Raw genomic sequence first — 26178 nt, 5'->3', positions numbered from 1 at the left:
GATGACCGAGACCCCCTCTTACGATCCGCCGCTGGCGGGCGTCCGGATCCTCGACCTGTCGTCCGGTCCGATGACCGCGATCGGCCGGCTGCTCGCCGATCTCGGCGCCCGCGTGACCGCGGTCGGACTGAACGGCGTCACCGGCCACATCGAGGTCGGTCCGCGCATCGGCCGGGTGTCCCTGGCGACGGCGATCAACCGGCGGGGTATGCGATCGGTCGACATCGACGCCGCCACGCCCGCGGGACGGCGGCAGTGGGACGACCTGCTGGACGCCGCCGACGTCCTCATCGAGGACACCCCGCCCGGTTCCCCGGCCGAACGCGCCCTTGCGGTAAGCGAGGTCCGCGCCGCCCACCCGGGCCTGATCGTGTTGTCGCTCAGCGACTTCGGACGGGACTCGGAGTTCAGCGAATGGCAGGCCACCACCCCGGTGCTGCACGCCCTGACCAGCGAACTGTCCCGCTCGGGCATCCCGGGGCGCGAGCCGCTGGTACCGCCGGGTGAGCAGTTGCCGTACCACGTCGCGGCCGCGCAGGCCGGGGTCGCGGTGCTCAGCGTGCTGCTCGACCGGCTCCGCACCGGCATCGGCGACCGCATCGACTTCGCGATCGTCGAGGGGGCGATGCAGGCGCTCGACCCGCCGTTCGGGACCATGGGCACGGCGTCGGCGGGAGTGCCGACCGCCCAGCAGCAACGCAACTGGGCCGCCGAGCGTCTGCGGTACCCGATCGTCGGTTGCCGCGACGGCTACGTGCGCATCTGTCTGCTGGCAAAACGCCAGTGGCACGGCATGTTCGAGTGGATGGGCCGACCCGTGGAGTTCGCCGATCCGAAGTTCGAGGGCCTGCGCGACCGGCTGACCTCGATCCCGCTGGGGACGGCGATCGAGGCGTTCTGCGCCGACAAGGACCGCGACGAGCTGGAACGGGAGGGGCAGGCCCACGGCGTGCCGACCGCGGCGGTGCTGAGCCCGGCCGAGGCGCTGGCCACCGACCAGGTCGTCGCACGCGGATTCTTCGGCGCCGTCGAGCTCGCCCCCGGGCTCGTCGCCCCCGTCCCGCGCGGCGTCGTCGAGATCGACGGCTGCCGCGCGAGCGCCGACACCGCCCCCGACCCCGGCGGGCGCGCCCTCGGCGGTGCGCCGGTTCTGCGGCGCCGCAAGCGATCCGACCAGGGTCTGCCGCTCGAGGGGCTGCGGGTGCTGGACCTCGGCGTGATCGTCGTCGGCGCCGACACCGGACGCCTGTTCGGCGATCTGGGCGCCGATGTCGTCAAGATCGAGAACGCCGCGTTCCCGGACGGGATGCGGCCCGGCCGCAGTCCGATGAACGCGAGTTTCGCCGGCGGACACCGGAACAAGCGGGCGATCGGCATCGACCTGCGTTCGGCCGACGGCCGGGCCGTGCCACACCGGCTGGTGCGTGAGGCCGACGTCGTGCTGACCAACTTCAAACCCGGGGTCGCGGCGAGCCTCGCCATGGACTACGACACGCTCAAATCGGTCAACCCCGGCATCGTCGTGGTCGACAGCTCGGCATTCGGCCCCACCGGTCCGTGGGCGCAGCGGCTCGGCTACGGCCCCCTGGTGCGCGCCGCGGCCGGCTTCACCAAGCAGTGGGTCTACCCGTCGGACCCGGACGAGTTCTGCGACACCGTCACCGTCTACCCCGACCACGTGTCCGCACGCATCGGCGTCCTGGCCGCGCTGAGCCTTCTGGTGCGCCGCGAGCGCACCGGCCTGGGCGGCGCGGCCAGCATCGCGCAGTCCGAGGTCATGCTCAGCCACCTCGCCGCGGAGATCGCCGGCGAGGCGCTCGTCCGCGACGGGCACGAACCGTCCGACACGCCCGCGCACGATGCGCCCTGGGGGTTGTTCCGTGCCGCCGGTGCGGACGGCGCCGATGCGTGGGTGGCGGTCACCGTCCGGGACGACACCGACTGGCAGGCGCTGTGCCGCGTGCTCGAGCGCCCCGACCTGGCCGACGATGCCGATCTGCACAGCCGAACCGGCCGGGACCGCAACCGAATTCGCATCGACGAGGCGGTGACCGGCTGGACGGTCCGGCACACACCCCGCGAGGCCATGGAACTGCTGCAGGCGGCCGGCGTGCCCGCGGGCGCCGTCATGCACGCCGCCGAGCTACCTGGCTGGGAGTACTACTCGCAGCGCCGCGCCTTCCGGGAGGAGCTCCATCCGCACGGACGGGAACCGTACGTGCTGGAGAACGCGCAGCTGCACACCGAGCGGATCGCGGACCCGCCGCTGGGGCAGGCGCCGCTGCTCGGCGAGCACACCGTCGAGATCGCCACCACGCTGCTGGGTCTGGACGACGCGGAGGTGCAGGACCTGCTCGCCCGCGGGGTGCTGCAGACCCCACCGGAGGCGCGACCGATCTGAGGCCGGCGCGGTTTCGTACGATTCAGTCAAACGGACCGTCGGACGAGGTGTCTTGGAACTCGACTTCACGCGACTGAAGTACTTCGTCGCCGTCGCCGACGAACTCCACTTCAAACGCGCGGCCGACCGGCTGCGGATCACGCCGCCGCCGTTGAGCAAGCAGATCAAACTGCTCGAGCGCGAGCTCGGGGGTGCGCTGTTCGAGCGGAACTACCACGAGGTCCGGCTCACGCCGCTGGGTGAACGGCTGATCGGCCCGGCCCGCGACATCCTGCGACGGGTCGACGAGTTCAAGGCTTCCGCCGCGCAGGCGGTGCATGGGGCGCCGGCGCTGCGGATCGGCGCCACCGCCTACGCCCCGTCGGACCTGCTCGCCCAGGTGGAGGCGGCCGCCGCCGACCTGCCGAACCCGTCGGTGTTCAGCGTCCCCGGGTCGGCCGCGGAGGTCATCGCGAAGCTGGTCTCCGGGCACCTGGAGCTCGGCGTCATCCACCTGCCCGCCAAGGACAGACGGCTCGCACACCGGGTCATCGCCACCTATCCGGGCGCGATCGCCGTCCGGTTCGACGATCCGCTCGCCGCCCACGACACCGTGACGGTCGAGCAGCTGCGGGACCGGGAGGTGGTCATCGACTTCGCGCGTCCCAATCCGGTGGTGCTGGCCGCGCTGACCCGACAACTCAACGCGCGCGGGGTGCACCGGATCGTCCGCACCACCAATCAGCGCGGCGGCGAGCTGGAGATGGCCGCCCAGGTCTCCAACCGGCACCTGGTCGCGATCCTGAGCTATGCCCCGGCCTCGGCGATCGGCCGGATCTTCTCCCCACCGGAGTTCAAGCTGATCCCGATCGACGGAAGCACCTGGCCGCCCGCCGAGATCGCGCTGGCGTGGGCCCGCGACCGCGCCGCGTCGATGCCGGAGATCGCTTCCGCGGTCGAGCGGTTGGCGGACGCGGTCGGCCGGGCACGGGCCTGACTCAGTCCAACCCCCGCGCGGCAAGGGCGTCGGCGAAGCCGTCCGCGGTGCGCAGTGCCGCGACCACCACCGGTGCCACCACGATGCGCGGAGAGAACCGCAGCCCCCTGGCGCGGCGCGCCTCCTCCACCTGCCGCACCGTCTCGACCATCAGCGGGATGGCCCGGATGGTCAGCGCGAGGCCCAGCGCGACCTGTTCGACCGGGAAGCCGAATCGGGCCAACGGCCGCATCGCCCGGGTGAGCGCGGCCAGCATGTCGGTGGTGCGGGTGGTGGTGGTCACCGCCGCCGCCAGCGCCACCGACAGCGTCAGGATCCCGCACACCACCAGGGCACGCCGCCAGTCGGTGAACAGCAGCTGGAACCCGAATATCACGACAACCACCCAGAACACCGGACGCATTTGCGCCACAACGGTTCTCGGGCCCATCCGCGCGCAGCCGAGGACGCCGACCACCCCGAGGGCGGCCACGCCGAGGTGCGCGGGTGTGTCCACCGCCACCGACATCAGCGCGATCAACCCGCCGAGGGCCAGTAATTTGAGCCCGGCCGGGAGGCGGTGCAGCAGTGACGGCCCCGGCCGGTAGACACCCAGCACGGTCATGACATCAGCCGCCGGTAGGCCGCCAGCGCGGCGGGCGGGGCGTCGTCGGCGTGGACCTCACCGTCGTCGAGGACGATCACGCGGTCGAAGTCGTCGACCAGTGTGAGGTCGTGGGTGACGACGATCAGCTGGGTGTCCAGGGTCGCGAACGCGGCGCGCAGCATCGCGGTGTTGCGCAGGTCCAGCAGGGTGGTCGGTTCGTCGGCCACCACGATGTCGGGTTCGGTGACCAGCACCGCCGCCAGCGCCAGCAGCTGTTTCTGGCCGCCGGACAGCAGATGGGCGGGATGGTCGGCGTGCCCGCCGAGGCCGAACCGCTCGAGCACCCGCCGGATGCGGTCCGCACGCTCGTCGCGGGTGAGGCGGTGGCGCGACAACGACAGCTCGATGTCCTCGGCCACCGTCGGCATCAGGATCTGGCGGTCGGGGTCGGTGAAGACGAATCCCACCCGGCGGCGGACCTTGCGGGTGGACCGCCGGGTGTCGAGGCCGTGCACCCGCACCGTGCCGCGGTCGGGGAGCACCAGCCCGTTGATCATCCGCGCCAGTGTCGACTTGCCGCTGCCGTTGGCGCCGAGCACCCCGATCCGGCGTTCGGTCAGGCGCAGCGACACCTCGCGCAGGACCGAGCGGTCGCCGTAGGAATGCGAGACCCCCTCGACGACGACGCCCTCGGTCACGTGATCAGACCGGGCCGGGCCCGGTGCACCTGCGCCGCGACGAACGCCGTCACCACCGCCTTGGCGACGTCACCGGGTATGTAGATCCCGTTGGTGGACAACGCAGCCCACCACGACAGGTCGGTGCGGATCATCAGGCCGGCGGTGCCGAACGCGTAGATCACCGCCATCCCGCCGACGACGTTGATCACGATCCCCCACAGCACCCGATAGCGCGGCATCATCAACGCGGTCAGCGCGCCGATCACCACCGCGGCGGGCAGCCAGCCGACGAAGAAACCGGCCGTCGGCGAGGAGAGCGACACCAGCCCGGTGCGGGCGCCGGCCAGGATGGGCAGTCCGGCGACGGCCAGCAGCGCGAACAGCCCCACGGCCAGTGCCCCCTTGCGGGGACCGAGGATCGACCCGGCGAGCATCACGCCGAGGGTCTGCACGGTGATCGGCACTCCGCTGGGCCCGACGGTGATCGTCCCCGGCAGCCCGAGCGCGGCGATCAGCGCGGCGAACACCGCGGCCTGGGTCAGGTCGGCCGCCGACACGGCCCACCGGCGCCGCGGCGCGTCCACCTTCCCGTCCATTCGGGCGATTATCGCGGGCGCCTCAGCGCGGCACGTCGGGCGGGGTGATGGTCCGTGGTTCGAGCCCGAGTGCGCGGACGTGTTCGGCGATCGATCCCAGGTTGGTCGTCCACACGTCATCGTGGTCGAGCACGTGGCGCATCAGGTCGTCGAGTTCGGCGGCGCGCGACGCCCGCCCGGTGAGGAACGGGTGGTTGGTCAGCACCCAGCAGCCGCCGGCCCGGCGCAGGGCGTCGAACTCCAACTGCCACAGTTCCCGCGCCTTGCGCGGGCTCTCGATGAGGCCGCTGCCGGAGATGTCGGGCAGGAAGCAGTACTGCTCCCAGTCGTCGAGGGCCCACTGGATGGGGATCTCGACCAAGGACCGCTCGTCGCCGGGCGTCACGGCGAGTTCGTACGGATGGTCGGCGTCCATCAGGCTGGAGTCGTAGAGGAATCCGCGCTCGGCCAGCAGGGCGGGGGTCCGCCACGACAGGTCCCACATCGGCGCCCGGTACCCGGTGGGGCGCACCCCGGCGACGTCGGCGAGCGCGGCCAGGCCCCGGTCGATGACGTCGATCTCCTGTTCGAGCGTCAGCGCGGTGGGCTGTTCGTGCAGGTACCCGTGGTGGGCGATCTCGTGCCCGGCGGCCACGATGCTGCGGATCGCCTGTGGGTAGCGGTCCGCGGTGTGCCCGGGGACGAAGAACGTCGAGGCGATCTGATGACCCTCCAGCAGGTCGAGGATGCGCGGGATGCCGACCAGCGGACCGTAGGCCTGGTGGCTCATCACGCTCATCCGCGCGCCGACCGCCTCCAGATTTCCCGGGGGCCCCCACAGCACCGCGGACTCGGCGTCCACGTCGAAGGTGAACGCCGCCGCCGCGACCTTGCCGTCGGGCCAGCGCGCCTGGGTCATCGGTCGGCCATGAGGGTGATCAGCTCGTAGGCGAGGTTCGCGCCGGCCACCGCGGTGACCTCGGCCTGGTCGTAGGCCGGGGCGACCTCGACGATGTCGGCGGCCACGATGTTGCACCCGCGCATGGCCCGCAGCACCGCCACCAGCTCCCGGCTCGTCATCCCGCCGATCTCCGGGGTGCCCGTGCCCGGGGCGAACGCCGGGTCCAGGACGTCGATGTCGATGGACACGTACACCGGATGCTCGCCGACGCGCTCCAGGACCCGCTCGATGACACCGTCGACGCCGATGCGGTCGATGTCGCGGCAGTGCACCACCGTGAAGCCCAGTTCGGCGTCCTCGAGCAGGTCGGCGCGGTCGTAGAGCGAACCGCGGATGCCGACGTGCGCCGAGTGGTCCTTGACCAGCAGGCCCTGCTCGGAGGCGCGCCGGAACGGGGTGCCGTGGGTGCAGGGGGCGCCGAAGTAGGTGTCCCAGGTGTCGAGGTGGGCGTCGAAGTGCACCAGCGCCACCGGTCCGTGCACGTCGTTGACGGCCTGCAGAGCGGGCAGCGCGATCGTGTGGTCCCCGCCCAGCAGCACGACCCGCTGGTCGGCCCGGGTGAGCAGACCCCGCACCCCGGCGCGGATCTCGTCGACCGCGGTGGTGATGTCGAACGGGTTGGCCGCGATGTCGCCGGCGTCGACGACCTGGGCGGCGGCGAACGGCGCGACGTCGAGCGCGGGGTGGTACGGCTTGAGCAGCCGCGAGGCCTGGCGGATCGCGGCGGGTCCGAAGCGGGCCCCGGGCCGGTAGGTCACCCCGCCGTCGAAGGGCACGCCGACCACGGCGATGTCGTGGTCCGCGACCTCGTGGCGCTGCGGCAACCGCGCGAACGTCGCGATACCGGCGTACCGGGGGACCGCCTGCGCGTCGACCTGACCCAGCATCCCGGTCTCCGACTTCACGTACTGCACGTGCCCTCCCTCTGTGGTCATACCCTCCCCCTTGTAGAGCCGCCGTTACACGAGATCACCTGGCCGACAACGGCTTCCACATCGAAGTCGCAGAGCAGCTCGACCGCGGCGGACACCTCGGCGGGTGCTCCGATGCGGCCGAGCGGGATCGACTCCGCGTACCGCTCGTGCATGGTCGCGAGGTCCACCCCCGCCGCCTCGGCGTCGACCCGTAGCTGCGGGGTGTCGGTCACCCCCGGGGCGACGGCGTTGACGATGATCCGCTCGGGCGCCAGTTCGCGGCCCAGTGTCTTGACCAACGAGATCAGACCCGACTTGGCGGCGCTGTACGCGGTGGCCTCCGGCCATCCGATCACGCCCCATTCGCTGGTGATCACGACGATGCGCCCTTCGCCACCGGCCCGCATGTGCGGCAGGACCGCCTGCACCAGGAAGAACGTGCCCCCCAGGTTGGTGTCCACGACCTTCCACCAGTCGGCGTCGTCGTGCTCGGTCAGCGGCGCCATGGTCATGTAGGCGTGGTTGGCGACGAGGACGTCGAGGCGCCCGGCCCGCCCGGCGACGTCGCCGGCGATGCGCACGCATTCGGCCGGGTCCGAGACGTCTCCCGCGGCGGTGAGCCCGCCGATCTCCTGCGCCAACGCGCGGAGCGGCTCGCTGTCGCGAATGTCGTTGACCGCCACCGTCGCTCCCGCCGACGACAGACGGCGGGCGTGCGCAGCGCCCATACCCTGGGCCGCGCCGGTGACCAGCGCAACCCGGCCGGTCAGATCGGTGGTCATATGACGGCTCCCGCGTTGACGTTGAGGACGTCACCGGCGCTGAACGTCGCGTCACAGACCAGGTACTCGACGCAGCGGGCGACCTCGCGCGGTGTCGTGAGCCGCCGCAACGGCAGCGAGTTCAGGTATTCCGGTGCGCGACAGGGGTTGTCGGCGGTGAGCAGCGGGGTGTCGGTGGGACCCGGCGCCACCGCGTTGACCCGCACCCCGTGGGGGGCCACCTCGGCGGCCAGGCTGCGGACCAGGCCGATCACCGCGCCCTTGGCCGCGGCGTAGTGCGCGTCGCCCTCGCCGCCGCCGACCGCCAGCTCGCTGGCGACGGCCACCAGGGTGCCCCGGGTCTTCAGCAGATCGGGAAGGGTGGCGCGGGCGATGTTGGCCAACCCGCCCAGGTGCACGCGCAGCATCGTGCGCCACGCACCCGGGGTGATGTCGGAGACCGGGACCATCTCGTAGTGGCCGGCGGAGTTCACCACCGCGCTGATCGGGCCCAGCCGGTCCCGCAGTTCGGCGACCGCGGCAGCGACGGCTGCGGAGTCCGAGATGTCCACGGCGACAGAGTGTTCGACGTTGGGTGCGGGGTTGCGGTCCAGGCAGCCGACGGTGTGACCGCGGGCGGCCAGGGCGTCGACCACCGCGGCGCCGATGCCGCTGGCACCACCGGTCACCAGCGCGACGGGGCGATCAGTCACGGGTGTCGGCCAGTTCGTCACGTGCCTCCGCGTCGTCGACCACGGCGGTACCCGCGATGCGGGACCGCACCGTCGCCAGCAGCAGTGCGCCGATCACGCCCAGCACCACGACGCCGATCCACACCGACCAGTCCAGGTAACGCTGTTCGAAGGCCGCCCGAGGCCACGCGATGTTGAGGAACTGCAGCGTCGCCCACACCACCGCGACGACCGCGACCGGAAGCGTCAGGCGGCCCAGGGAGAAGGCACCGGGGGTCCACGCCCGGCGCAGCAGCACCGCGAGGAACCCGACGAGCGGGAACAGGAACGCCAGGTAGAAGCCGCCTGCGGTGAAGTTCACCATCAGCGAGTAGACGTCACCCGCGACGATGCTGAGCAGGAACAGGGCCGCGCCGACCACCGTGGTGACCAGGATCGCCACCACCGGGATGCGCGCCTTGCCCCGCAGTTGCACCAGCACGTTCGCCGCGGGCAGGGCGCCGTCGCGGGCATAGGCCCAGATGACCCGCGATCCCGAGGTCTGCAGCGCCAGGAAGCTGGCGAGGAAGCCGATGACGAACAGCACCTGGACGGGTTTGGCGATGCCGGCGCCCAGCGCGGTGGTCAGCGTGTCGTAGACCGGGTCGGCCACGGCGCCGTCGGCCACCGCGCCGAGGTCCGGGATCGCCAGGATGATCGCCAGGCTCGAGTAGGCCACCACGATCGCGATGAACGCCAGCGAGAACAGCACCGCCTTGGGCAGGTCGCGGCGTGGCTCGTGCACCTCCTCGGCGATGGACCCGGCGCTCTCGAAGCCGACGAACGACCAGCCGATGAACGCGACCGCCAGCATGAACGGTCCGGTCAGGTAGGCCAGCGTCCCGGTGTCCGCGCCGCCGCCCTCGAACAGCACCGACAGCGAGTTCTCGCGGTGGAACAGCAGCAGCCAGGTGCCGAGCACCACCGAACCGACCACCTCGGCGACGATGCTGCCGACCATGAAGATCTTCAGTGCACCCCGGCCCACCAGGTTGACCGCGGTGCCGGCGAGCAGGATCACCAGAGCGATCAGCGCGAGCGTCCCGCCGGAGGGGTCCTCGAGCCCGAAGATGTTGGCCATGAAGCCCGCCGCGCCGAGAGCGACGGTGGCCATCGCGATGACCAGCGTCCACATGTACACCCAGCCGGCGAACCAGCCGTAGTTCGTCCCGAGGAGCCGGCGTGACCACTGGTAGATCGATCCCTCCAGCGGCCAGCGCGAGACCAGGGTCGCGAACACCAGCGCGACGAGGAACTGGCCGCCGAAGACCAGCAGGAAGCCCCACCAGAAGCTGGGGCCCGCCGCCGAGAGCGCGAGACCGAAGATGCCGTACAGCGCGACGATCGGCGAGATGAACGCGAACGCGAACGCGAACGCCGACCACAGCGAGAACTCCCGGCGCAGCTGGTGCGGCTGCTCTGAGACCGATGACGACATGTGCTGCTCCCCTGGGGTCGGTGCGCGTTGTTCACGAACTATCACCCCAGCTCAGCGCTGACGCCAGGCCATCCGCTGAACACGCAGTGATCCCACCGGACGGCGGCGCCGCATTGGACGATCGCACAACGTCCACGGACCCGGATGTGTCATCGGCGTTACGCTCGTCCAATGACGGCCGGGCCTGTCGACACGGGTGCCCCCACCTTGAGGGCGCTGCTCGACGTGTCGGGTCTGGGGCTCGCGGTCCCGGACGGCCCGTCGCAGGATCTCGACCGGCCCATCAGTTGGGCGCACATCACCGAGATGCGCGATCCGTCGCGGTACCTGCGCGGCGGGGAGCTGGTGTGCACCGTCGGCCTGAGCCTGCAGACCCCGCAGGACTGCCGGACCTTCGCCGGCGCGTTGGCCACGGCGCGGGTGGCGGGCGTGTGCTTCGGCGTCGGCGACGGCCACGATGTGGTGCCCGCCGCGCTGCTGGACCACTGCCTGCGCCACGGCCTGCCGGTGCTGATCGCCCCGCCGAGCGTGCCGTTCAGCAAGGTCAGCCGCTTCGTCGCCGAATACGAACTCGGCGCCGAGATCGCGGTGGCGCGGGCGACCTACGCGCTGGTGCCCGAGCTGCTCTCGTCGTTGCGACGGCATGCGTCCGCACGTGAGCTGCTCGACACCGCCGGTCACATCCTGGGGTGCTATTTCCTGCTCGACCCGGAGGGCTCGCACGATTCGGCGCCGGTGTCGGTCGACGTGCCGGGGGTGGGAACGCTCGGGTGGATGGGCACCGGTGACGCGCCGGAGTCCGCGGTGCTCGACCTGATCGCGCGGTTCGTGCGCGCGACCCAGGTCGAACGCGACGTCGAAGCCGCCCTCGCCCGGGAACGCGTCGGCCAACTGCTCTCGCTCGTCGAACGCCGGATGCTGCTGCCCGACGCGTTGAGTCAACTGCTGGACTGGCCCGGGTTCGCGGCGGGACACCTCACCTGTTCGGCCTGGCCGGCCGGCGCCGGCGCCCTGCTGTCGATGGCGGTTCCCGACGCGTTGGTCGGCGACGCGCCCGACCTGTGCCTGATGCTGACCACCCGGTCGCTCGACGGCACCGACGACTTGTCGCTGCCGTCGGGGCATTCGGCGCCGGTGCCGCTGACGGAGATCGGTTCGGCCATCGGCCAGGCGCGCATCGCACTCGACCTGGCACAGCGCCGGGGCCGGCGGGTCGGACCCGACCAGCTCAGCACCCTGGACAGCCTGCTCGAACAACTGCCCGCCGCCCAGTTGGCGCCCTTCCGCCAGCAGCTCATCGATCCCCTCGCGGAGATGGACCGGCGCAGGGGCACGCAGCACGTCCGCACACTGCGGGCGTTCCTCGCCGCAAACGGGTCGCTCAGCGACACGGCCCGCGATCTGTACCTGCACACCAACACGGTGCGTCACCGGCTGGTCCGCATCCTCGAACTCACCGGCCGAGACCCGCTGGACCACAACGATCAATCGGCGTTCTCGATCGGTCTGCATGCGCTCGACCGGGACGCCGCTCGCTGACGCACCGGTTCGCAACAGTTCGTACCAGCGTGGAGAAATACCTGGTTTTTACAAGTCAAATTTGTGTAAACTCTGGTCATGAGCACCCGGCGCGGGGACGTCCTGGCGGTGTTGCGCGAGGCGCCGACTCCACTGAGCATCGCGCAGATAGCCGGGCAGTTGACCGTCCATCCCAACACCGCGCGGTTCCACCTGGAGGCGCTGGTGGAGTCCGGGCAGGTGGAGTCCGTCGAGGTCGACCGCACAGGGCCCGGCCGGCCGCCGTTGATGTTCCGGGCGGTGGCGGGTATGGACCCGGCCGGACCGCGCGACTACCGGATGCTGGCCGCCATCCTCGCCGACACACTCGCCCGACAGCCCAACGCGGCGCGGCAGGGCGTCGCCGCGGGTCGTAGCTGGGGTGAACGCGCCACCGCGCCCGCCCGTACCCGCACCCGCCGACAGGCCGTCGAGCGGCTCACCGCGATGCTCACCGATCTGGGGTTCGCGCCCGAAACCCGCGGCAGTACAGGGTCGCTCGGTGAGATCGGCCTGCGCAACTGCCCGTTCCTCGAGGTGGCCGACACCCGCCGCGACGTGGTGTGCCCGGTGCATCTCGGGCTCATGCAGGGAGCGCTGAGCGCCTGGGAGGCCCCGATCACCGTCGAAGCGCTGACCCCGTTCGCCGAACCGGACCTGTGCGTCGCGCACCTGCAACAGGTGGTTGAGTCCGGGTGAGCACCGCCCACGCGGTCGCAGTCGCGGTCCTCTTCACTTGGCTGGGAATGGTATTGGCCATCTCCTTCCTCGAGGCGCCGCTGAAGTTCCGCGCTCCCGGGGTGTCGATCCCACTCGGACTGGGCATCGGCCGCCTGGTCTTCCGCGCCCTCAACACGGTCGAGGCCGTCCTCGCGGTGGTTCTGCTGATCACCGTCGCCGTCGATCGGCCGTCTTCGACGGCTGCGATCGGTGTTGGCGCGGTCGTCGTGGTGTTGACCGTCCAACTGCTGGTGGTGCGGCCGCGCCTCGCGCGGCGCTCGGAACTGGTCTTGGCCGGCGCCGCCGCGGCCGACGGTGCGACCCGGCGGTCGACGGTCCACTACGAGTACGTGGGCCTGGAACTGGTGAAAGTCGTCGCACTCGTCACCGGCGGCGTCGCGATGCTGACCGGTTGACCACCACAGGCTTCAGGAGCACGATGCAGGTCGGCAGCATGAGTGAAGTGCGGGCACTCGACACCCCCGGACGAGATCTGGCCACCCGTGCCGACGTGGAGTCGTTGTTGCGTCGCTTCTACGGGCGGGCGTTCGAGGATCCGCTTCTCGCCGCGCCGTTCGCCGACCTACTCTCCCGTGGCTTGGACCAACACCTCCCTGTCATGTGCGACTTCTGGGAGACGGTGTTGTTCCGCGCCGGACTGTACCGGCGCAACGCGCTGCACGTGCACCGCCGGATCCACGCGCGGACACCGTTGCGCGCGGAGCATTTCGTCCGCTGGCTGACGCTGTGGACGACCACCGTCGACGAGATGTACCGGGGGCCTGTCGCCGAGCGCGCCAAGATCCAGGCCACCAGGATCGCCACCGCGATGGGCCGCCGCCTAGTGAAGGAGAAGTGATGAAAGTCGTCGTGGACCGTGACCGATGTGAAGGGAACGCCGTCTGCGTGAAGATTGCGCCCGCCGTCTTCCAGCTCGACGACGACGACTACGCCGTCGTCGTCGCCGACCCCGTGCCGGCCGACCAGGAGGCGCTCGTCGAACAGGCGATCGCCGACTGCCCGCGCGCGGCGCTGTCGCACGGCCACTAGCCACCCCGGAAGTGGGCGATCGTCAGGTGGTCCCGACACCGGCCACCTACGGTCAGGGGGTGAACTTCGAGGAGTACCGGACCTACGACGCGGTCGGACTGGCCGAGCTCGTTGCCGACAAGCAGGTCACCGCGGCCGAGCTGCTGGACGTGGCCAGGGAGCGGGCGGCCGCGGTCAATCCGCTGATCAACGCGATCGTGCGGGACATCCCTGCGGCGCCGTCACCCGGGGCGACCGGACCGTTCGCCGGTGTGCCCTTCCTGATCAAGGACCTCGCGCAGCACTATGCGGGGTTGCCGACGTCGGCCGGGTCGCGCGCGCTCATAGCGACGCCGGTCGCCGAACACGCGACCGTCGTGCAGCGGTGGCTCGACGCCGGTCTGACGATCTTCGGCAAGACCAACACCCCGGAGTTCGGCGCCAAGGGGATCACCGAGCCCGCCGCCTGGGGACCGGCGCGCAACCCGTGGGATCTGACGCGGACGCCGGGTGGTTCGTCCGGTGGTTCGGCGGCCGCGGTTGCCGCGGGCATCGTGCCGTGTGCCGGCGCCAACGACGGTGGCGGCTCGATCCGCATCCCGGCCGGATGTTGTGGACTGGTCGGGCTCAAACCGGGCCGGGGGCTGACGCCGTCGGGCCCGGCGATCGGTGAGGCCATGCACGGGGCGGCGGTGCAGGGTGTGGTGTCGCGGACGGTGCGGGACACGGCCGCGATGCTCGACGTCCTGCGCGGCGGCGAGCCCGGCGGCCCCTACGTGCCCGCGATCCCGAGCGAGTCGTTCGCGTCGGCGGTGGGACAGGACCCGGGACCGCTGCGGATCGGGGTTCGGGTGCCGTCGGCGATCAACCCGGCACCGCATCCGGAGGCGCGCACCGCCGTCGAGAGGACCGTTCGGGCGTTGACCGACCTGGGCCACCACGTCGAGCAACTGCCGGTCGCACCGTTCGACGACGCCGCGCTCGCCCGCGACTTCCTGCTGACGTGGTTCGTCCACAACGCGTGGGAAGTTCGTGAGGCCAAACGGCTTTCGGGCGCCGGTGACGACGCGTTCGAGCGGGACACCCTGATCATGGCGGCCATCGGAGCGGCGACGAGCAGCGTCGACTACGTCGACACCGTCGAGCGCCGACACGAGCACACCCGAAGGCTGACGACGTTCTTCGAGTCGTACGACCTGCTGATGACACCCACGCTGGCGACCCCGCCGCCGACGATCGGTGAGTTCGACCTGCCGGTCGCGCTGCAACGCGCCTCGGACCTGCTGATCAAGACCCGCACGGCCCGAATGCTGCGCCACACCAAGATCGTCGACGACATGGTGGACAAGAACCTGTCCTGGGTGCCGTACACCCAGCTGGCGAATCTCACCGGGCGCCCGGCCATTTCGCTGCCCCTGCACTGGACGTCCGACGGCCTGCCGCTGGGCGTCCAGTTCGTCGCACCGCTGGCGGGAGAGGCGCTGCTCCTGCGACTGGCCGGTCAACTGGAACAGGCGGTGCCGTGGGCGGACCGCGTCGCACCGATTCAGGGCGCCTCGGCCGCGAGGCGCTGACGCAGTGCGGCGGCGCGCCGCGTGAGGTGATGGCGTTCGGCGATGTTGTGCGCCTTGACGGCGGCTTCCGCGTAAAGGACCACGGCGGCGGCCAGGTCACCCTCCCGCTCGCGTAGGTAGGCCTCCGACGCGGTGTACCGCGGCAACGACGGATCGAGATCGGCCAGTGCGGCGAGCCCCGCACGTGGGCCGTCGGCCTCGCCGACGGCGACCGCGCGGTTGAGCCGGACGACCGGGCTGTCGGTCAGGCGGACGAGTTCGTCGTACCACTCGACGATCTGCACCCAATCGGTCTCCCCGGCGGTCTGCGCGTCGGCGTGCAACGCCGCGATCGCCGCCTGCGCCTGGTACTCGCCGAGCCGGTCGCGGGCGAGCGCCGCCTGCAGCACGGCCACACCCTCGACGATCAGCTCGCGCCGCCACAGGCGCCGGTCCTGTTCGGCGAGCGGCACCAGCGTCCCGTCGTCGCGGATCCGGGCCGGGCGCCGGGCGTGGTGCAGCAGGAACAGCGCCAGCAGGCCCGACACTTCGGGATCGTCGGTGGTCGCGGCGAGCTGCCGGGCCAACCGGATCGCCTCGGCCGCGAGGTCGACGTCACCGCCGTAACCCTCGTTGAACACGAGGTACAGCACGCGGAGCACGGTGCGCAGGTCACCGGGACTGTTCAGCGTGACCCCGCTGACTGTGCGCTTGGCACGACTGATCCGTTGCGCCATCGTCGATTCCGGCACGAGATAGGCCTGCGCGATCTGCCGGGTGGTGAGGCCGCCGACGGCCCGCAGCGTCAGCGCGACCGCCGATGACGGGGTGAGGCTCGGATGCGCGCAGAGGAAGCACAGCTGCAGCGTGTCGTCGGTCGACTCCGTCGGCCCGGGCGGGGGCTCCTCCGCCGCCCGCAGCTCGCGGTGGTGGCGCGCCGCATCGGACCTGGTGAAGTCGAGGAATCGGCGCCACGCGGTCGTGATCAGCCAGCCCTTGGGATCGTCCGGGGCCCGCGTCGGCCAGGTGTCCAGCGCCCGGATCAGCGCCTCCTGGACCGCGTCTTCGGCCGTCGCGAAGTCCGCTCCGCGGTGGACGAGGGCGGCCAGCACCCCGGGGATCAGTTCCCGAAGCCGGTTCTCGTCCACTACTCGTTGGAGCCGGGCGCTGCGGTCATGAACGGCCGCACCTCGAGCCACTCGTGGATCGGTCTGCCACCCGCACCGGGTGCCGCGGACAGTTCGCCGGCCAGTGCGACGGCGCGGTCGTAGGAGTCGACGTCGATGATCATGAACCCGGCGATCAGGTCCTTGGTCTCGGCGAACGGACCGTCGGTCACCGGCGGCCTGCCCTCGCCGTCGTAGCGGACCCAGGCGCCGTCGGCGGCGAGGGCCTGGCTGTCGACGAACTCGCCGCTGTCCCGCAGGCGGTCCGCGAAGTCCTCCATGTATTGCATGTGCGCCTCGATCTCTTCGGGCCTCCACTGATCCATCGGCACGTCGTTGACCGCGGCCGGCGCACCCCGGTAGTGCTTGAGCAACAGGTACTTCGCCATGACTTCTCCCTTCAGGTCGCGACCCTAGTTGGTCGCTCACCCCTGGGACGGAGCCGTGACGCCGTTCTCGACATCCCCCCGGGAGGCGGTTACCGCCGCGCGTCACGGGGTACCAACCCGGCATGACATCTGCCGACGAGAATGTAACGCCCGAACCCGCCGCGAAGGACGAGGAGGTGCTGGCCCCCGCCACCCCCGGTGCGGAGGCGCTTCCGCTGCCCGAGAACGAGGTCGACAAACCCTCGGAGGGGTGAGGGCGCTGCGGCGGAATGAGCGCCGCGGCCGCCGCGTTGCACCGCTTCGTGGCTACCGAAGACCTCTTCCGACCGCTCACCGTCGGCTCGCTGACCGTCCCCAACCGCTTCGCGATGGCGCCGATGACCCGGCAGGCCTCACCCGGCGGAGTCCCGGGCGCCGATGTCGCCGAGTACTACCGTCGTCGCGCCGCGGGCGGAGTGGGCCTGATCATCACCGAAGGCGTCCGCCTTCCGGATCCGTCGGCCGGGTATCCCTCCTCCATCCCCACGATCGCCGGTGACGACGTGCTCGCCGGGTGGTCGCGCGTCCTGGCGGCGGTCCACGAGGAGGGCGGTACGGTCGCCGCACAGTTGTGGCATCAGGGCGCGCAGCGCGACGACGCGGACGGTGTCGTCCCGGTCAGTCCGTCCGGTGTGGACGGCCACGGCCGACCGCGGGGACGCGCGCTCGAGACCGACGAGCTCCCGCGGATCGCCGAACTGTTCGCCGAGAGCGCCAGGACCGCGCGTGAGGTCGGCTTCGACGCCGTCGAGTTGCACGGCGCACACGGGTATCTGCTCGACGAGTTCCTCTGGGCGCGAACGAATCTCCGAACCGACGGATACGGCGGCAGCCTCGCCGACCGCACCCGCTTCCCGGCCGAGGTGGTGGCGGCGGTCCGGGCGGCCGTCGGTCCCGACTACCCGATCATCTTCCGGTTCTCGCAGTGGAAGGGCACCGACTACGCGGCCTCCATCGCCGACGACCCGACGCAGTTGCGGGATCTGCTCGCCCCGCTGGCCGCGGCCGGGGTGGACGTCTTCCATCCCTCCACGCGGCGGCACTACGTACCGGCCTTCCCGGACCATGACGGCGACGTGAGCCTGGCCGGGTGGACCAGGAAGGTCACCGGGCTGCCCGTGATCGCGGTCGGCTCCGTCGGGTTGGAGACGCAGTTCCGCAGTGAGAAGCAGGGCCAGCTCATCCATCCGGCGTCGGTGGACCGCCTCGTCGAGCAGTTCGATGCCGGTGAATTCGACATCGTGGCCATCGGCCGGGCGCTGCTGGCCGACCCGGCGTGGGTCAACCGCCTGCGCGACGGCGAACTCGACGGCTTCGCCGGATACCACCCGGAGACGGCGCTGGCCAAACTCGCCTGACGCCCGCGGCGGTTGGCTACGGTGACCGCATGCCACCCCCCTTCCGCGTCGAGGATCTTCCCGTCGTCGACACCGACGTCCTGATCGTCGGCGCCGGGCCCACCGGCCTACTGGCCGCGCTGGTCCTCGGCCGCCGCGGCGTCCCCGCGGTCCTCGTCGACCGGAAGGCCGGCCCGACCCGCGAGTCCCGCGCCCTGGCCGTGCAGGCCCGGACGATGGAGGTCTACGACCAACTCGGGCTGGCCGGCACGGTACAGGCAAAAGCCAACGCGGCGTTACGGATTCAGGTCGGCGGATCGGCCCGCGCGATCGGTCCGAACCTGGCGGAGCTGCAGAGCGGATTCACCCGGTTCCCGGGCATCCAGATCTTCGAGCAGAGCCACAACGAGGAACTGCTCGCCGGCGCCCTGACCGCGGACGGCGGCGACGTCCGCTGGCGGCACCGTCTGGTCGACGTGCAGGACAGGACCGCCGCGCCCGACGGCCGGGTCGAGGCACTGCTCGAAGGACCGGACGGGGCGCTGCTTCGGCTGCGGTCCCGATGGTGCATCGGAGCCGACGGCGCGGCCTCGGCGGTACGGCGCGCACTGAACCTTCCCTTCGAGGGCCGCACCGACGACGCGACGTTCTGGGTGGCCGACGTGCACGACGTGCGCGGTGTGCCCGACGGGGCGGTCAACATCAGGCCGGGTCGGCGGACCTTCACGGCGGTGTTCCCGCTGGGCCCCGGTGGCCACGTCAGGCTGCTGGGTCTGGCGCCCGGGGACACGATCACCCAGGACGAGGCGCTCGCCACCGTCCGCACCGAGTTCGGTCTGACGCACGGTCCGGTGGACTGGTTCTCGACCTATCGGGTGCACCACCGCGTGGCGGCGAAATTCCGGGTCGGCTCGATCTTCCTGGCCGGTGACGCCGCACATGTGCATTCCCCCGTCGGCGGTCAGGGGATGAACACGGGTCTGCAGGATGCCCACAATCTGGCGATGCTGCTGGCCGACGTCGCGCAGAACCGCGTGGACGGGCGAGCGCTCGACCGCTACGAACGGGAACGCCGTCCCGTCGCGCTGACCCTGGTCAACGTCACCGACCGCGCGTTCACCGTCATCGGCCGCCGCGGATCGTCGGCGGGACTGGTCCGAAAAGCCATCGGCGGCTTGGCGTTCGGGGTGTTCCCGCTGATCACCCGCACGCCACTGGGCACCCGCCTGGGCGGCTACATCGGCCAGTACCGCATCCGCTACCGCTACGCCGTCCCCGGGGACCGTCCCGGCTGGGCGCAGGATCCGGCGGTGGGTCTGCGGCTGCCGCCGGTCGCGGAGAATCACCGCGCGCTGGACACGATGACCTGGCAGCTGCACTCCTACGGCGCACCCCGGATCGTGCGGCCCGAGGTTCCGGTGTGGATCGACGGCCCACAGGATTTCGGCGCCGACCCGCGCGGTCGGCTCCGGTCCGACCGGCTCTACCTCGTTCGGCCCGACCACTTCGTCGCCGCGTCTATTCCGTTGCGGGGCAACAGTGTCGACGATGCAGAGCTACGGGATGCGCTCTCGGCCCACGGATTGGGCGCGCTGCCGAGTTAGCGGATCGGCAGGGCGTCTCGTCGACCGGCGCGGGTCACCACAGCACCGCGATCGCCGCGGCGGCGAAGGACAGCACACCGACCGCGTAGAACATCGCGCGCGGCACCGGGAGGTTGCGTTTGCGCTGGCGCGCGTTGCTCATGCCGAGGATTCCGCCCAACACGATCAGGATGACGAGTTTCACACCGATCTTCGGATAGTTGAGCACCACGTCCGCGGGCCACGGCGCAGCGAGGGCCAGGCCGGTGAGCAGGGACAGCAACACGCCGTAGTCCATCAGCCGGGTGGTGCGGAAACGACGGCCGACCGCCTCGGCCACCCAGGCGCCGAAGGTGACGGCGAAACCGACGATGTGGAAGAGCACGACCGCGTCACGCAAGAGCTGCATGCCCGGGAATCTAGCTCACTGTCGCCGGTCTCACTGCTAGCAAGGTGCTAACAATTGTTAGCACTCGGGTATCCTGGCCTTATGCGAAGTTTGCCGATCACAGCCACCGACCGTCTTCTTCGCCGCGTCCACCGCGCCCTCGGCCTCACCGCGCGACGAAGGCCTGCCGAGCGGCCGACCGAGGACGACGTCGCACCGGACGACGTCAGCATCGTCGAACGCGAGCTGACGCGGTGCTGACCAGCGCGCTCAGGTGAGCGAGGCGAGGAAGTCGCGCGCGACGGTGTGAACCTTGGTGTTGGTGTTCTGCGATTCCTTGACCAGGCGCTGGAACGCCTCCTCCTCCGAGCATCCGTGCACGGCCCGGAGCGCACCCTTGGCCTGGTCGATGACGGAGCGCGAGGTGAGCGCCTCGCGGAGCTGGTCGATCGTCTCCAGCGACCGCTGCCAGTGCCGGGCGTTGGTGATCAGGAGCCCGGCGGTCAGCGTGTACAACCGCATCAGCGCTTCGTCGAAGGGGTCGAACGCGGTCGCGGTCGTGCTGTAGATGTTCAGCGATCCGACGAGTTCGGGCTCATGGCCCACCCGGTCGGCGAGCAGCGGCACCGACAGCGTCGCGGTGATGCCGCAGGCGCTCGCCGCCGCGACGAACTCCGGCCAGCGTTGTTCGTCGAGGCTCATCACGGCGCGGACCGGCCGTCGTACGTCGGCGGCTTCCAAACAGGGGCCCCGCCCCGCCTCGTACTGTGCGCGGTCAAGTCGGAGCACACGCTTGTCGGTGCACGCGGCGGTGCGCGGAGTCGGTTCGGCCAGCACCGTGATACTCACCGCGTCGGCATCCGGTATCGCTTCGGCTCCGGACGCCGCCACGCTGTCCAGCAGCTCGTCGAGCGGCCGACCGTCCGCGAACAGCGACTGCAGCGACTCGATCGCTTCGCTCACACTCTCGAGTCGATCCGTCTCGTCCGGACGCTCCTCTGTCATCACCGGCTCCCGTCCTGTCCGCACCGTCGACCGATTCTTCGAGCGTAATGACCGATTGACGGGGACGAAAGTTTCCAGGAACCGCCGTCACCGTCTCGTACAGAGCGGCCGGCGGCGTCGCTACACCTCCACGACGCGTCCGCGGTCGACCCGCCAGGTGCGGTCCAGACGGACGTTCTGCAGCATCCGGCGGTCGTGCGTCACGAGCAGCAACGCGCCGTCGTAGGTGTCGAGGGCTTGTTCGAGCTGCTCGATCGCCGGCAGGTCCAGGTGGTTCGTCGGCTCGTCGAGCACCAGCACATTGGTGCCGCGTGCCTGCAGCAACGCCATGCCCGCGCGGGTGCGCTCCCCGGGCGACAGGTCGTCCACCGGGCGCTCCACGTGGTCGGCGCGCAGACCGAATTTCGCCAGCAGGGTGCGCACGTCGGCGGTGGTCCAGCCCGGCACCCGCTGTTCGAAGCGGTCGACGAGTCGCTCCGGACCGGTGAAATCGGCGCGCGCCTGCTCGATCTCCCCGATGGCGACGTTGGCACCGACGCTCGCGCGCCCCTCGTCGGGCCTGCGGCGTCCGAGCAGAAGCCGCAGCAGCGTCGACTTGCCCGCGCCGTTGGGCCCGGTGATCCCGATCCGCTCGCCGGCATCGACCTGCAGCGTTACGGGTCCGAGCACGTGATCACCCTGGCGCACGACGGCGTTGTCCAGCGTCGCGACGACCGAACTCGACCGTGGCGCGGCGCCGATGGTGAACTGCAGCGTCCACTCCTTGCGCGGTTCGGCGACCTCCTCGAGCCGGGCGATCCGGCTCTCCATCTGACGCACCTTCTGCGCCTGCTTCTCGCTGGATTCACCTGCCGCGCGTCGCCGGAGTTTGTCGTTGTCCGGCGCCTTGCGGATCGCGTTGCGCACACCCTGGCTCGACCATTCCCGTTGCACGCGGGCCCGGGCGACCAGGTCGGCCTTCTTCTCGGCGAACTCCTCGTACTGCTCGCGCCGGTGCCTGCGGCCGACCTCGCGCTCTTCGAGGTAACTCTCGTACCCGCCGCCGAAGACGGTGGTGGTGTTCTGAGCCAGGTCCAGCTCGAGCACGTGGGTCACGCTGCGAGCCAGGAACTCCCGATCGTGACTCACCAGCACCACCCCGCCGCGCAGGTCGCGGACGAACTGCTCCAGCCGCGCCAGCCCGTCGAGGTCGAGGTCGTTGGTCGGCTCGTCGAGCAGGACCACGTCGAACCGCGACACCAGGAGCGCGGCCAGCCCGACCCGCGCCGCCTGTCCACCCGACAGCGCGGTCATCGGAGTCTCGTGCGGCCGCACGGCGTCGGTGTCGAGGCCCAGGTCGGCCAGCACGGCGGGCAGCCGTTCGTCGAGGTCGGCCGCACCGGTGGCCAGCCAGTGATCGAGCGCCGCGGAGTACGCGGCGGCGGGGTCCGCGGGTGAGGCCGCGTCGGGCTCGGCCAGCGCGGCGGCCGCTGCGTCCATGGCCTGCGTCGCCGCCGTGCAGCCCGCGCGGCGGGCGATGTAGGCGGCGACGGTCTCGCCGGGCACCCGTTCGTGCTCCTGCGGCAGCCATCCGACGAACGCGTCGGCCGGCGCGAGGCTCACCATGCCGTCGAGCGGGTCGAGATCGCCCGCCAGGATCCGCAGGAGTGTGCTCTTTCCGGCCCCGTTGGCGCCGACGACGCCGACCACATCACCGGGCGCCACGGTCAGGTCCAGGGCCTCGAAGAGGGTGCGGTGGGCGAACCCGCCTGCCACGTTCTTCGCGACGAGCGTTGCGGTCATGACGTCCATCGTCGCACCCGACGACTGCCCGACCTCGCCGGCACGGAGCGCGGCGGTGTTACTGGAGTGACTTGTGGGACGATTGGGTACAGGACGACCGTTCCGTCCACCGCAGCATTCGGTCGAGGAGAGGCCGTGACCGTCGACAAGGTGACCCGCCGCACGGGGTTGGCCGCGGCAGCGGCTCTCGCCGTCTTCGCCACGGTCGTCGCACCGACCGCGTCGGCCGCTCCGCGCTGTCCGGACGTCGAGGTGATCTTCGCCCGCGGCACCGACGAGCCACCCGGGATCGGGGTGGTCGGCAAGGCCCTGGTCGACGCGCTACGCCCGATGGTGAAAGGACAGACGGTCGGCACCTACGCCGTGAGATATCCGGCGTCGTGGGACTTCCTGCAGGTGGGTGCCGGCGCCACCGACGCCAGCCTGCGGGTCCAGTCGACCGCGGCGAAGTGTCCGGACACCACGATGGTGCTCGGAGGCTACTCGCAGGGGGCCGCGGTCATGGACATCGTCACGACGTCCCCGGTCGCCGGACTCGGGTACGCCGCGCCCCTGCCTGCCGCCGTGGTGCCGCGCATCGCCGCCGTCACCGTCTTCGGCAACCCCTCGGCGCGGGTCGGTCAGCCGCTGACCCGCTTGAGCCCGGTCTTCGGATCCCGCACCGCCGACCTGTGCAACACCAACGATCCGGTGTGCTCGTTGGGGCGGGACTTCGACGCGCACGTGCGGTATCCGCAGTCCGGGCTGGTCAAGCTGGCCGCCCAGTGGGTGGCCGCTCACGTCCGCCCACCCGGCACCCGTTCACCCGCCAGCGGGTGATCCCGTCACCAGCCCGCGTTGCGCGCCAGGTCGATGGCGTAGCTACTGACGAACGTGCCCGCGCTGGGCGCTCCGCGGCAGGCACCGTCGGACTCACCGGGCCGCTTGACCCACAGGAACGCGTCGATCTGCGGGTTCCCGGTGTTGGTGGTGGGCGCCACGCCCAGTGCCCGTCCACTCGGATTGCACCAGTACAGGGGGTCGTTCTCGACCGGTCCGGCGCCGTTGCGCGACGTGTCGATGACGAAGGGCTTCCCGCCTGTCATCCCCGAGACCGCCTGGCCGTACCCGACCGACTCCTCGGTGGTGAAGAAGTTGGCGGTGTTGAGGCTGAAGCCCCGCGCCTTCTCGATGCCGACCTGGTTCAGCCGGCCCGCCATCACGTCGGCGGCCACCCAGCGCGGGTGACCGGCGTCGACGTACACGCCGGTCGCCGGATTGCGGCTCAGCGTCTCGACCGCGTAGCGGATCAGGTCGAGGCGTTCCTGCTGCTGGCCGGGCGACAGGCAGTCGATCATGGCCAGCGCGTCGGGTTCGAGGACGACCGCGGCGGGCCCGGTGCCGATCGCCGCGGCGACGCCGTCGACCCACCCCCGGTACGCGCCGGCCGAGCCGAACCCGCCCGCGGCGTAGCTCCCGCAGTCCCGATTGGGGATGCCGTACAGCGCGAGGATCGGTGTGGTGCCCGCGGCCTGTGCGTCGGCGATGTACTTCGCGTCGATCGACGGCGTCGAGATGTTGTCCATCCAGTACGCCGTGGGCGTGTTGGCGACCGCGGCCAGCAGCGGATCCGCATTGCCCTGCAGGGCCCGGCTGGCCTTGGAGGCCGGGTTGACGTAGAACGGCCTTCCGACCAACGGGTTCGCGTCACTGGCCAGGCGCACCGCCGGAGCGGGGCCGGTGGGCACGGGTGCGACGAGAGCACCGGTGCCTGCGACGGCTGCGACCGTCAGAAGAGGAGCGACCCACCGCGCGACTGCACCAGCAGCTGAGGACATCACCCCAGGGAACTTAGCGGCGCTCCGCAAACGGTTCCAATTCAGGGGTGGGCGGCGATGATGGAAGCCATGGGCATCGAGGTCATCACCAGCCGCGCGGTGCCCCTCGGTGGGCCACGGGCGATGACGGTGCGCCGCACCCTGCCCCAACGGGCGCGCTCGCTGATCGGCGCGTGGTGCTTCATCGACCACTACGGGCCGGACGACGTCGGACGCACCGGCGGCATGGACGTGCCGCCCCATCCGCACACCGGCCTGCAGACGGTGAGCTGGTTGTTCGACGGCGAGATCGAACACCGCGACAGCAGCGGCGTGTCGGCGCTGGTCCGCCCGGGCGAACTCAACCTGATGACGGCCGGGTCCGGTGTCGCGCACTCGGAGGTGTCCACCGCGGCCACCGCCACACTGCACGGTGTCCAGCTGTGGGTGGCGCTGCCCGATCAGGCCCGCGACCTGCCCCGCCGCTTCGACCACGCGGTGCCCCCGCCGGTGCGACTCGGCGGTGCGTCGGCCCGGGTGCTTCTCGGCGCATTGGCCGGCCACAGCTCGCCGGTCGCCGTGCACAGCCCGCTCGTCGGCGCCGAACTCGTCCTGGACCCGCGTGCCGAACTCACCGTCGACGTGGCGCCGGCCTTCGAGCACGGCGTGCTCGTCGACATCGGTCCGGTCGTACTCGACGGCACGCGTCTGGCTCACGCCGAGTTGGGTTACCGCGCACCGGGAGTGGACCACCTGACGCTGGCGAACCCCGGTGACCGCCCGGCCCGGGTGATGCTGCTGGGCGGGGTTCCCTTCGGTGAACCGCTGGTGATGTGGTGGAACTTCGTCGGCCGCAGCCACGACGAGGTCATCGGCTTCCGGGCGGACTGGCAGGCGGAGTCCGAACGCTTCGGACACGTCGAGGGTTATCGCGGCTCGGTGCACCGTCTACCGGCCCCGCCCATGCCGACCGTGCGGCTCAAGCCTCGGCTGTCGCCGCCGGGCGGCGGCGATCCGAGCGCCTGGGGATAGCGGTGCGCCGGGAAGGATTCTCGCGCCTGCGCGCTTGAAGTTCACATGGAACTCGAATCCCAGACCGCACTGGTGACCGGCGGGACGTCCGGGATCGGCCTCGCCTCGGCGCGGCTCCTGGCCGACCACGGCGCCGGGGTGGTGATCTCGGGGCGCGACGCCGAACGCGGCGCCAGGGCCGTCGACGAGCTCGACGGCAAGGCCCGGTTCGTCCGGGCCGACCTCAGCGACATGGCATCGGTGACGCAGCTCGCCGAACAGGCCGGCCCGATCGACATCCTGGTCAACAACGCGGCGGTGTTCCCCGTGGCGCCGACGCTGGACCAGGATCTGGCGTCGTTCGAGGCGATGTTCGACACCAACGTGCGCGGCGCCTACTTCCTGGTGGCCACCGCCGCCAGGGGCATGGTCGCACGCGGACGGGGCGCCATCGTCAACATCACGTCGCCGGCCGGCGACAAGGGTTTTCCCGGCACATCGGTCTACAGCGCCACGAAGGCCGCCCTGGCCTCGCTCACGCGCACCTGGGCAGCGGAGTTCGGCGCCAACGGTATTCGCGTCAACAGTGTCTCGCCGGGTCCGACGCGGACGCCGGGGACCGCCGACATGGGCGAGTTCATCGACGAGGTCGCCGCGGCTCTGCCGTTGGGCCGCACCGCACTCCCCGAGGAGATCGCCGAGGCGGTGCTGTTCTTGGCGTCGCCGCGGGCCGCCTTCGTGACCGGATCGACCCTCTACGTCGACGGCGGCGGTTCGGCGGTCTGAGAACTCCGGCCGGT

Annotated in this window: 29 protein-coding genes; 15 read left to right on the top strand and 14 right to left on the bottom strand. The window is 71.1% G+C overall.

The annotated features are described in order from the left end of the window. Position 1: 1 nt before the first annotated feature. Positions 2-2401 carry a CaiB/BaiF CoA-transferase family protein gene (locus AU196_RS04990; protein ID WP_059093977.1) on the top strand — a complete coding sequence of 800 codons (2400 nt, stop codon included), beginning with the start codon at positions 2-4 and terminating at the stop codon, positions 2399-2401. Positions 2402-2453: 52 nt separating this feature from the next. Then, positions 2454-3377 carry a LysR family transcriptional regulator gene (locus AU196_RS04985; protein WP_059093976.1) on the top strand — a complete coding sequence of 308 codons (924 nt, stop codon included), beginning with the start codon at positions 2454-2456 and terminating at the stop codon, positions 3375-3377. Between the two features lies 1 nt (position 3378). On the opposite strand, the gene AU196_RS04980 is transcribed toward AU196_RS04985, so the two are convergent. The 8 genes from AU196_RS04980 to AU196_RS04945 are packed head-to-tail and all read right to left on the bottom strand — an operon-like array spanning position 3379 to position 10023. Further along, the gene (locus AU196_RS04980) at positions 3379-3981 is read right to left on the bottom strand and encodes a CbiQ family ECF transporter T component (protein ID WP_059093975.1); all 603 of its coding nucleotides are present in this window, start codon (positions 3979-3981) and stop codon (positions 3379-3381) included. Next, positions 3978-4661: an energy-coupling factor ABC transporter ATP-binding protein gene (locus AU196_RS04975; protein WP_059093974.1), complete on the bottom strand. Its 684-nt coding sequence runs from the start codon at positions 4659-4661 to the stop codon at positions 3978-3980. Before AU196_RS04975 ends, AU196_RS04980 begins: the two co-directional genes overlap by 4 nt. Beyond that, the gene (locus AU196_RS04970) at positions 4658-5239 is read right to left on the bottom strand and encodes a biotin transporter BioY (protein WP_059093973.1); all 582 of its coding nucleotides are present in this window, start codon (positions 5237-5239) and stop codon (positions 4658-4660) included. Before AU196_RS04970 ends, AU196_RS04975 begins: the two co-directional genes overlap by 4 nt. A gap of 22 nt (positions 5240-5261) precedes the next feature. Further along, positions 5262-6137 carry a polysaccharide deacetylase family protein gene (locus tag AU196_RS04965; RefSeq protein WP_059093972.1) on the bottom strand — a complete coding sequence of 292 codons (876 nt, stop codon included), beginning with the start codon at positions 6135-6137 and terminating at the stop codon, positions 5262-5264. Further along, positions 6134-7114: an agmatinase gene (gene speB / locus AU196_RS04960; protein WP_059093971.1), complete on the bottom strand. Its 981-nt coding sequence runs from the start codon at positions 7112-7114 to the stop codon at positions 6134-6136. Before speB ends, AU196_RS04965 begins: the two co-directional genes overlap by 4 nt. Next, entirely contained in the window at positions 7111-7875 is a 765-nt protein-coding gene (locus AU196_RS04955) for an SDR family NAD(P)-dependent oxidoreductase (protein WP_059093970.1), read from the bottom strand. Before AU196_RS04955 ends, speB begins: the two co-directional genes overlap by 4 nt. Next, positions 7872-8567: an SDR family NAD(P)-dependent oxidoreductase gene (locus tag AU196_RS04950; protein WP_197415705.1), complete on the bottom strand. Its 696-nt coding sequence runs from the start codon at positions 8565-8567 to the stop codon at positions 7872-7874. Before AU196_RS04950 ends, AU196_RS04955 begins: the two co-directional genes overlap by 4 nt. Then, complete coding sequence (locus AU196_RS04945; protein WP_059093968.1) at positions 8560-10023, bottom strand: APC family permease; 1464 nt, start codon at positions 10021-10023, stop codon at positions 8560-8562. Before AU196_RS04945 ends, AU196_RS04950 begins: the two co-directional genes overlap by 8 nt. A 171-nt stretch (positions 10024-10194) precedes the next feature. On the opposite strand from AU196_RS04945, the gene AU196_RS04940 reads away from it, so the two are divergent. The 6 genes from AU196_RS04940 (at position 10195) to AU196_RS04915 (ending at position 14903) form a co-directional block, all read left to right on the top strand. After that, the gene (locus AU196_RS04940; RefSeq protein ID WP_197415704.1) at positions 10195-11562 is read left to right on the top strand and encodes a PucR family transcriptional regulator; all 1368 of its coding nucleotides are present in this window, start codon (positions 10195-10197) and stop codon (positions 11560-11562) included. A 78-nt stretch (positions 11563-11640) separates the two neighbouring features. Further along, positions 11641-12279, top strand: coding sequence for a helix-turn-helix transcriptional regulator (locus tag AU196_RS04935; protein WP_059093967.1), 639 nt, complete (start codon positions 11641-11643; stop codon positions 12277-12279). Further along, complete coding sequence (locus AU196_RS04930; protein WP_059093966.1) at positions 12276-12716, top strand: hypothetical protein; 441 nt, start codon at positions 12276-12278, stop codon at positions 12714-12716. The genes AU196_RS04935 and AU196_RS04930 overlap by 4 nt, the downstream gene beginning before the upstream one ends. 38 nt (positions 12717-12754) lie before the next feature. Then, on the top strand, positions 12755-13159 hold the full coding sequence (locus tag AU196_RS04925; RefSeq protein ID WP_059094005.1) for a group III truncated hemoglobin: 405 nt from the start codon (positions 12755-12757) through the stop codon (positions 13157-13159). After that, positions 13159-13350, top strand: coding sequence for a ferredoxin (locus AU196_RS04920; RefSeq protein ID WP_059093965.1), 192 nt, complete (start codon positions 13159-13161; stop codon positions 13348-13350). Before AU196_RS04925 ends, AU196_RS04920 begins: the two co-directional genes overlap by 1 nt. 59 nt (positions 13351-13409) lie before the next feature. Then, the gene (locus tag AU196_RS04915) at positions 13410-14903 is read left to right on the top strand and encodes an amidase (protein WP_059094004.1); all 1494 of its coding nucleotides are present in this window, start codon (positions 13410-13412) and stop codon (positions 14901-14903) included. Here the strand turns inward: AU196_RS04915 and AU196_RS04910 are convergent. Together AU196_RS04910 and AU196_RS04905 are read right to left on the bottom strand one after the other, a co-directional pair. Continuing rightward, complete coding sequence (locus AU196_RS04910) at positions 14876-16030, bottom strand: RNA polymerase sigma factor (protein ID WP_059093964.1); 1155 nt, start codon at positions 16028-16030, stop codon at positions 14876-14878. The genes AU196_RS04915 and AU196_RS04910 overlap by 28 nt on opposite strands. After that, the gene (locus AU196_RS04905; protein ID WP_059093963.1) at positions 16030-16437 is read right to left on the bottom strand and encodes a YciI family protein; all 408 of its coding nucleotides are present in this window, start codon (positions 16435-16437) and stop codon (positions 16030-16032) included. Before AU196_RS04905 ends, AU196_RS04910 begins: the two co-directional genes overlap by 1 nt. A gap of 122 nt (positions 16438-16559) precedes the next feature. Between AU196_RS04905 and AU196_RS26260 the strand changes: the two genes are divergently transcribed. Genes AU196_RS26260 through AU196_RS04895 form a run of 3 tightly spaced genes read left to right on the top strand, consistent with a single transcriptional unit; the run spans position 16560 to position 19417 of the window. Next, a complete protein-coding gene (locus AU196_RS26260; protein WP_286141018.1) occupies positions 16560-16691 on the top strand; it encodes a hypothetical protein in 132 nt (43 codons plus the stop codon). Positions 16692-16739: 48 nt separating this feature from the next. Further along, positions 16740-17834, top strand: coding sequence for an NADH:flavin oxidoreductase (locus AU196_RS04900; protein WP_059094003.1), 1095 nt, complete (start codon positions 16740-16742; stop codon positions 17832-17834). Between the two features lie 29 nt (positions 17835-17863). Next, positions 17864-19417, top strand: coding sequence for an FAD-dependent monooxygenase (locus tag AU196_RS04895; protein WP_059093962.1), 1554 nt, complete (start codon positions 17864-17866; stop codon positions 19415-19417). A gap of 34 nt (positions 19418-19451) precedes the next feature. On the opposite strand, the gene AU196_RS04890 is transcribed toward AU196_RS04895, so the two are convergent. Beyond that, positions 19452-19805 carry a hypothetical protein gene (locus AU196_RS04890; RefSeq protein WP_059093961.1) on the bottom strand — a complete coding sequence of 118 codons (354 nt, stop codon included), beginning with the start codon at positions 19803-19805 and terminating at the stop codon, positions 19452-19454. A gap of 81 nt (positions 19806-19886) precedes the next feature. Between AU196_RS04890 and AU196_RS25470 the strand changes: the two genes are divergently transcribed. Next, positions 19887-20045: a hypothetical protein gene (locus tag AU196_RS25470; RefSeq protein ID WP_157546032.1), complete on the top strand. Its 159-nt coding sequence runs from the start codon at positions 19887-19889 to the stop codon at positions 20043-20045. Positions 20046-20054: 9 nt separating this feature from the next. Here AU196_RS25470 and AU196_RS04885 read toward each other — a convergent pair whose 3' ends face one another. Both AU196_RS04885 and abc-f read right to left on the bottom strand, forming a co-directional pair. Continuing rightward, the gene (locus AU196_RS04885; RefSeq protein WP_231737350.1) at positions 20055-20747 is read right to left on the bottom strand and encodes an ANTAR domain-containing response regulator; all 693 of its coding nucleotides are present in this window, start codon (positions 20745-20747) and stop codon (positions 20055-20057) included. Between the two features lie 162 nt (positions 20748-20909). Next, positions 20910-22571 (bottom strand): ribosomal protection-like ABC-F family protein, encoded by a 1662-nt coding sequence (abc-f, locus tag AU196_RS04880; RefSeq protein WP_059094002.1) that lies wholly within the window; start codon positions 22569-22571, stop codon positions 20910-20912. Positions 22572-22706: 135 nt separating this feature from the next. Here abc-f and AU196_RS04875 point away from each other — a divergent pair, with 135 nt between their 5' ends. Then, positions 22707-23390, top strand: a complete 684-nt coding sequence (locus AU196_RS04875) for a cutinase family protein (protein ID WP_059093959.1) — start codon at positions 22707-22709, stop codon at positions 23388-23390. Between the two features lie 5 nt (positions 23391-23395). Here the strand turns inward: AU196_RS04875 and AU196_RS04870 are convergent, their stop codons facing one another. Further along, positions 23396-24388, bottom strand: a complete 993-nt coding sequence (locus AU196_RS04870) for a glycoside hydrolase family 6 protein (RefSeq protein ID WP_059093958.1) — start codon at positions 24386-24388, stop codon at positions 23396-23398. A gap of 57 nt (positions 24389-24445) precedes the next feature. Here AU196_RS04870 and AU196_RS04865 point away from each other — a divergent pair, with 57 nt between their 5' ends. Both AU196_RS04865 and AU196_RS04860 read left to right on the top strand, forming a co-directional pair. Continuing rightward, positions 24446-25399 (top strand): pirin family protein, encoded by a 954-nt coding sequence (locus AU196_RS04865; RefSeq protein ID WP_059093957.1) that lies wholly within the window; start codon positions 24446-24448, stop codon positions 25397-25399. A 45-nt stretch (positions 25400-25444) separates the two neighbouring features. Next, on the top strand, positions 25445-26164 hold the full coding sequence (locus AU196_RS04860; RefSeq protein ID WP_059093956.1) for an SDR family NAD(P)-dependent oxidoreductase: 720 nt from the start codon (positions 25445-25447) through the stop codon (positions 26162-26164). Positions 26165-26178 lie beyond the last annotated feature (14 nt).

The organism is Mycobacterium sp. IS-1742, from assembly GCF_001500125.1.
In the GTDB taxonomy this organism is placed as follows: domain Bacteria; phylum Actinomycetota; class Actinomycetes; order Mycobacteriales; family Mycobacteriaceae; genus Mycobacterium.
The sequence above is the reverse complement of the archived record's forward strand: the minus strand, read 5'-3'. Positions and strand labels throughout refer to the sequence as shown.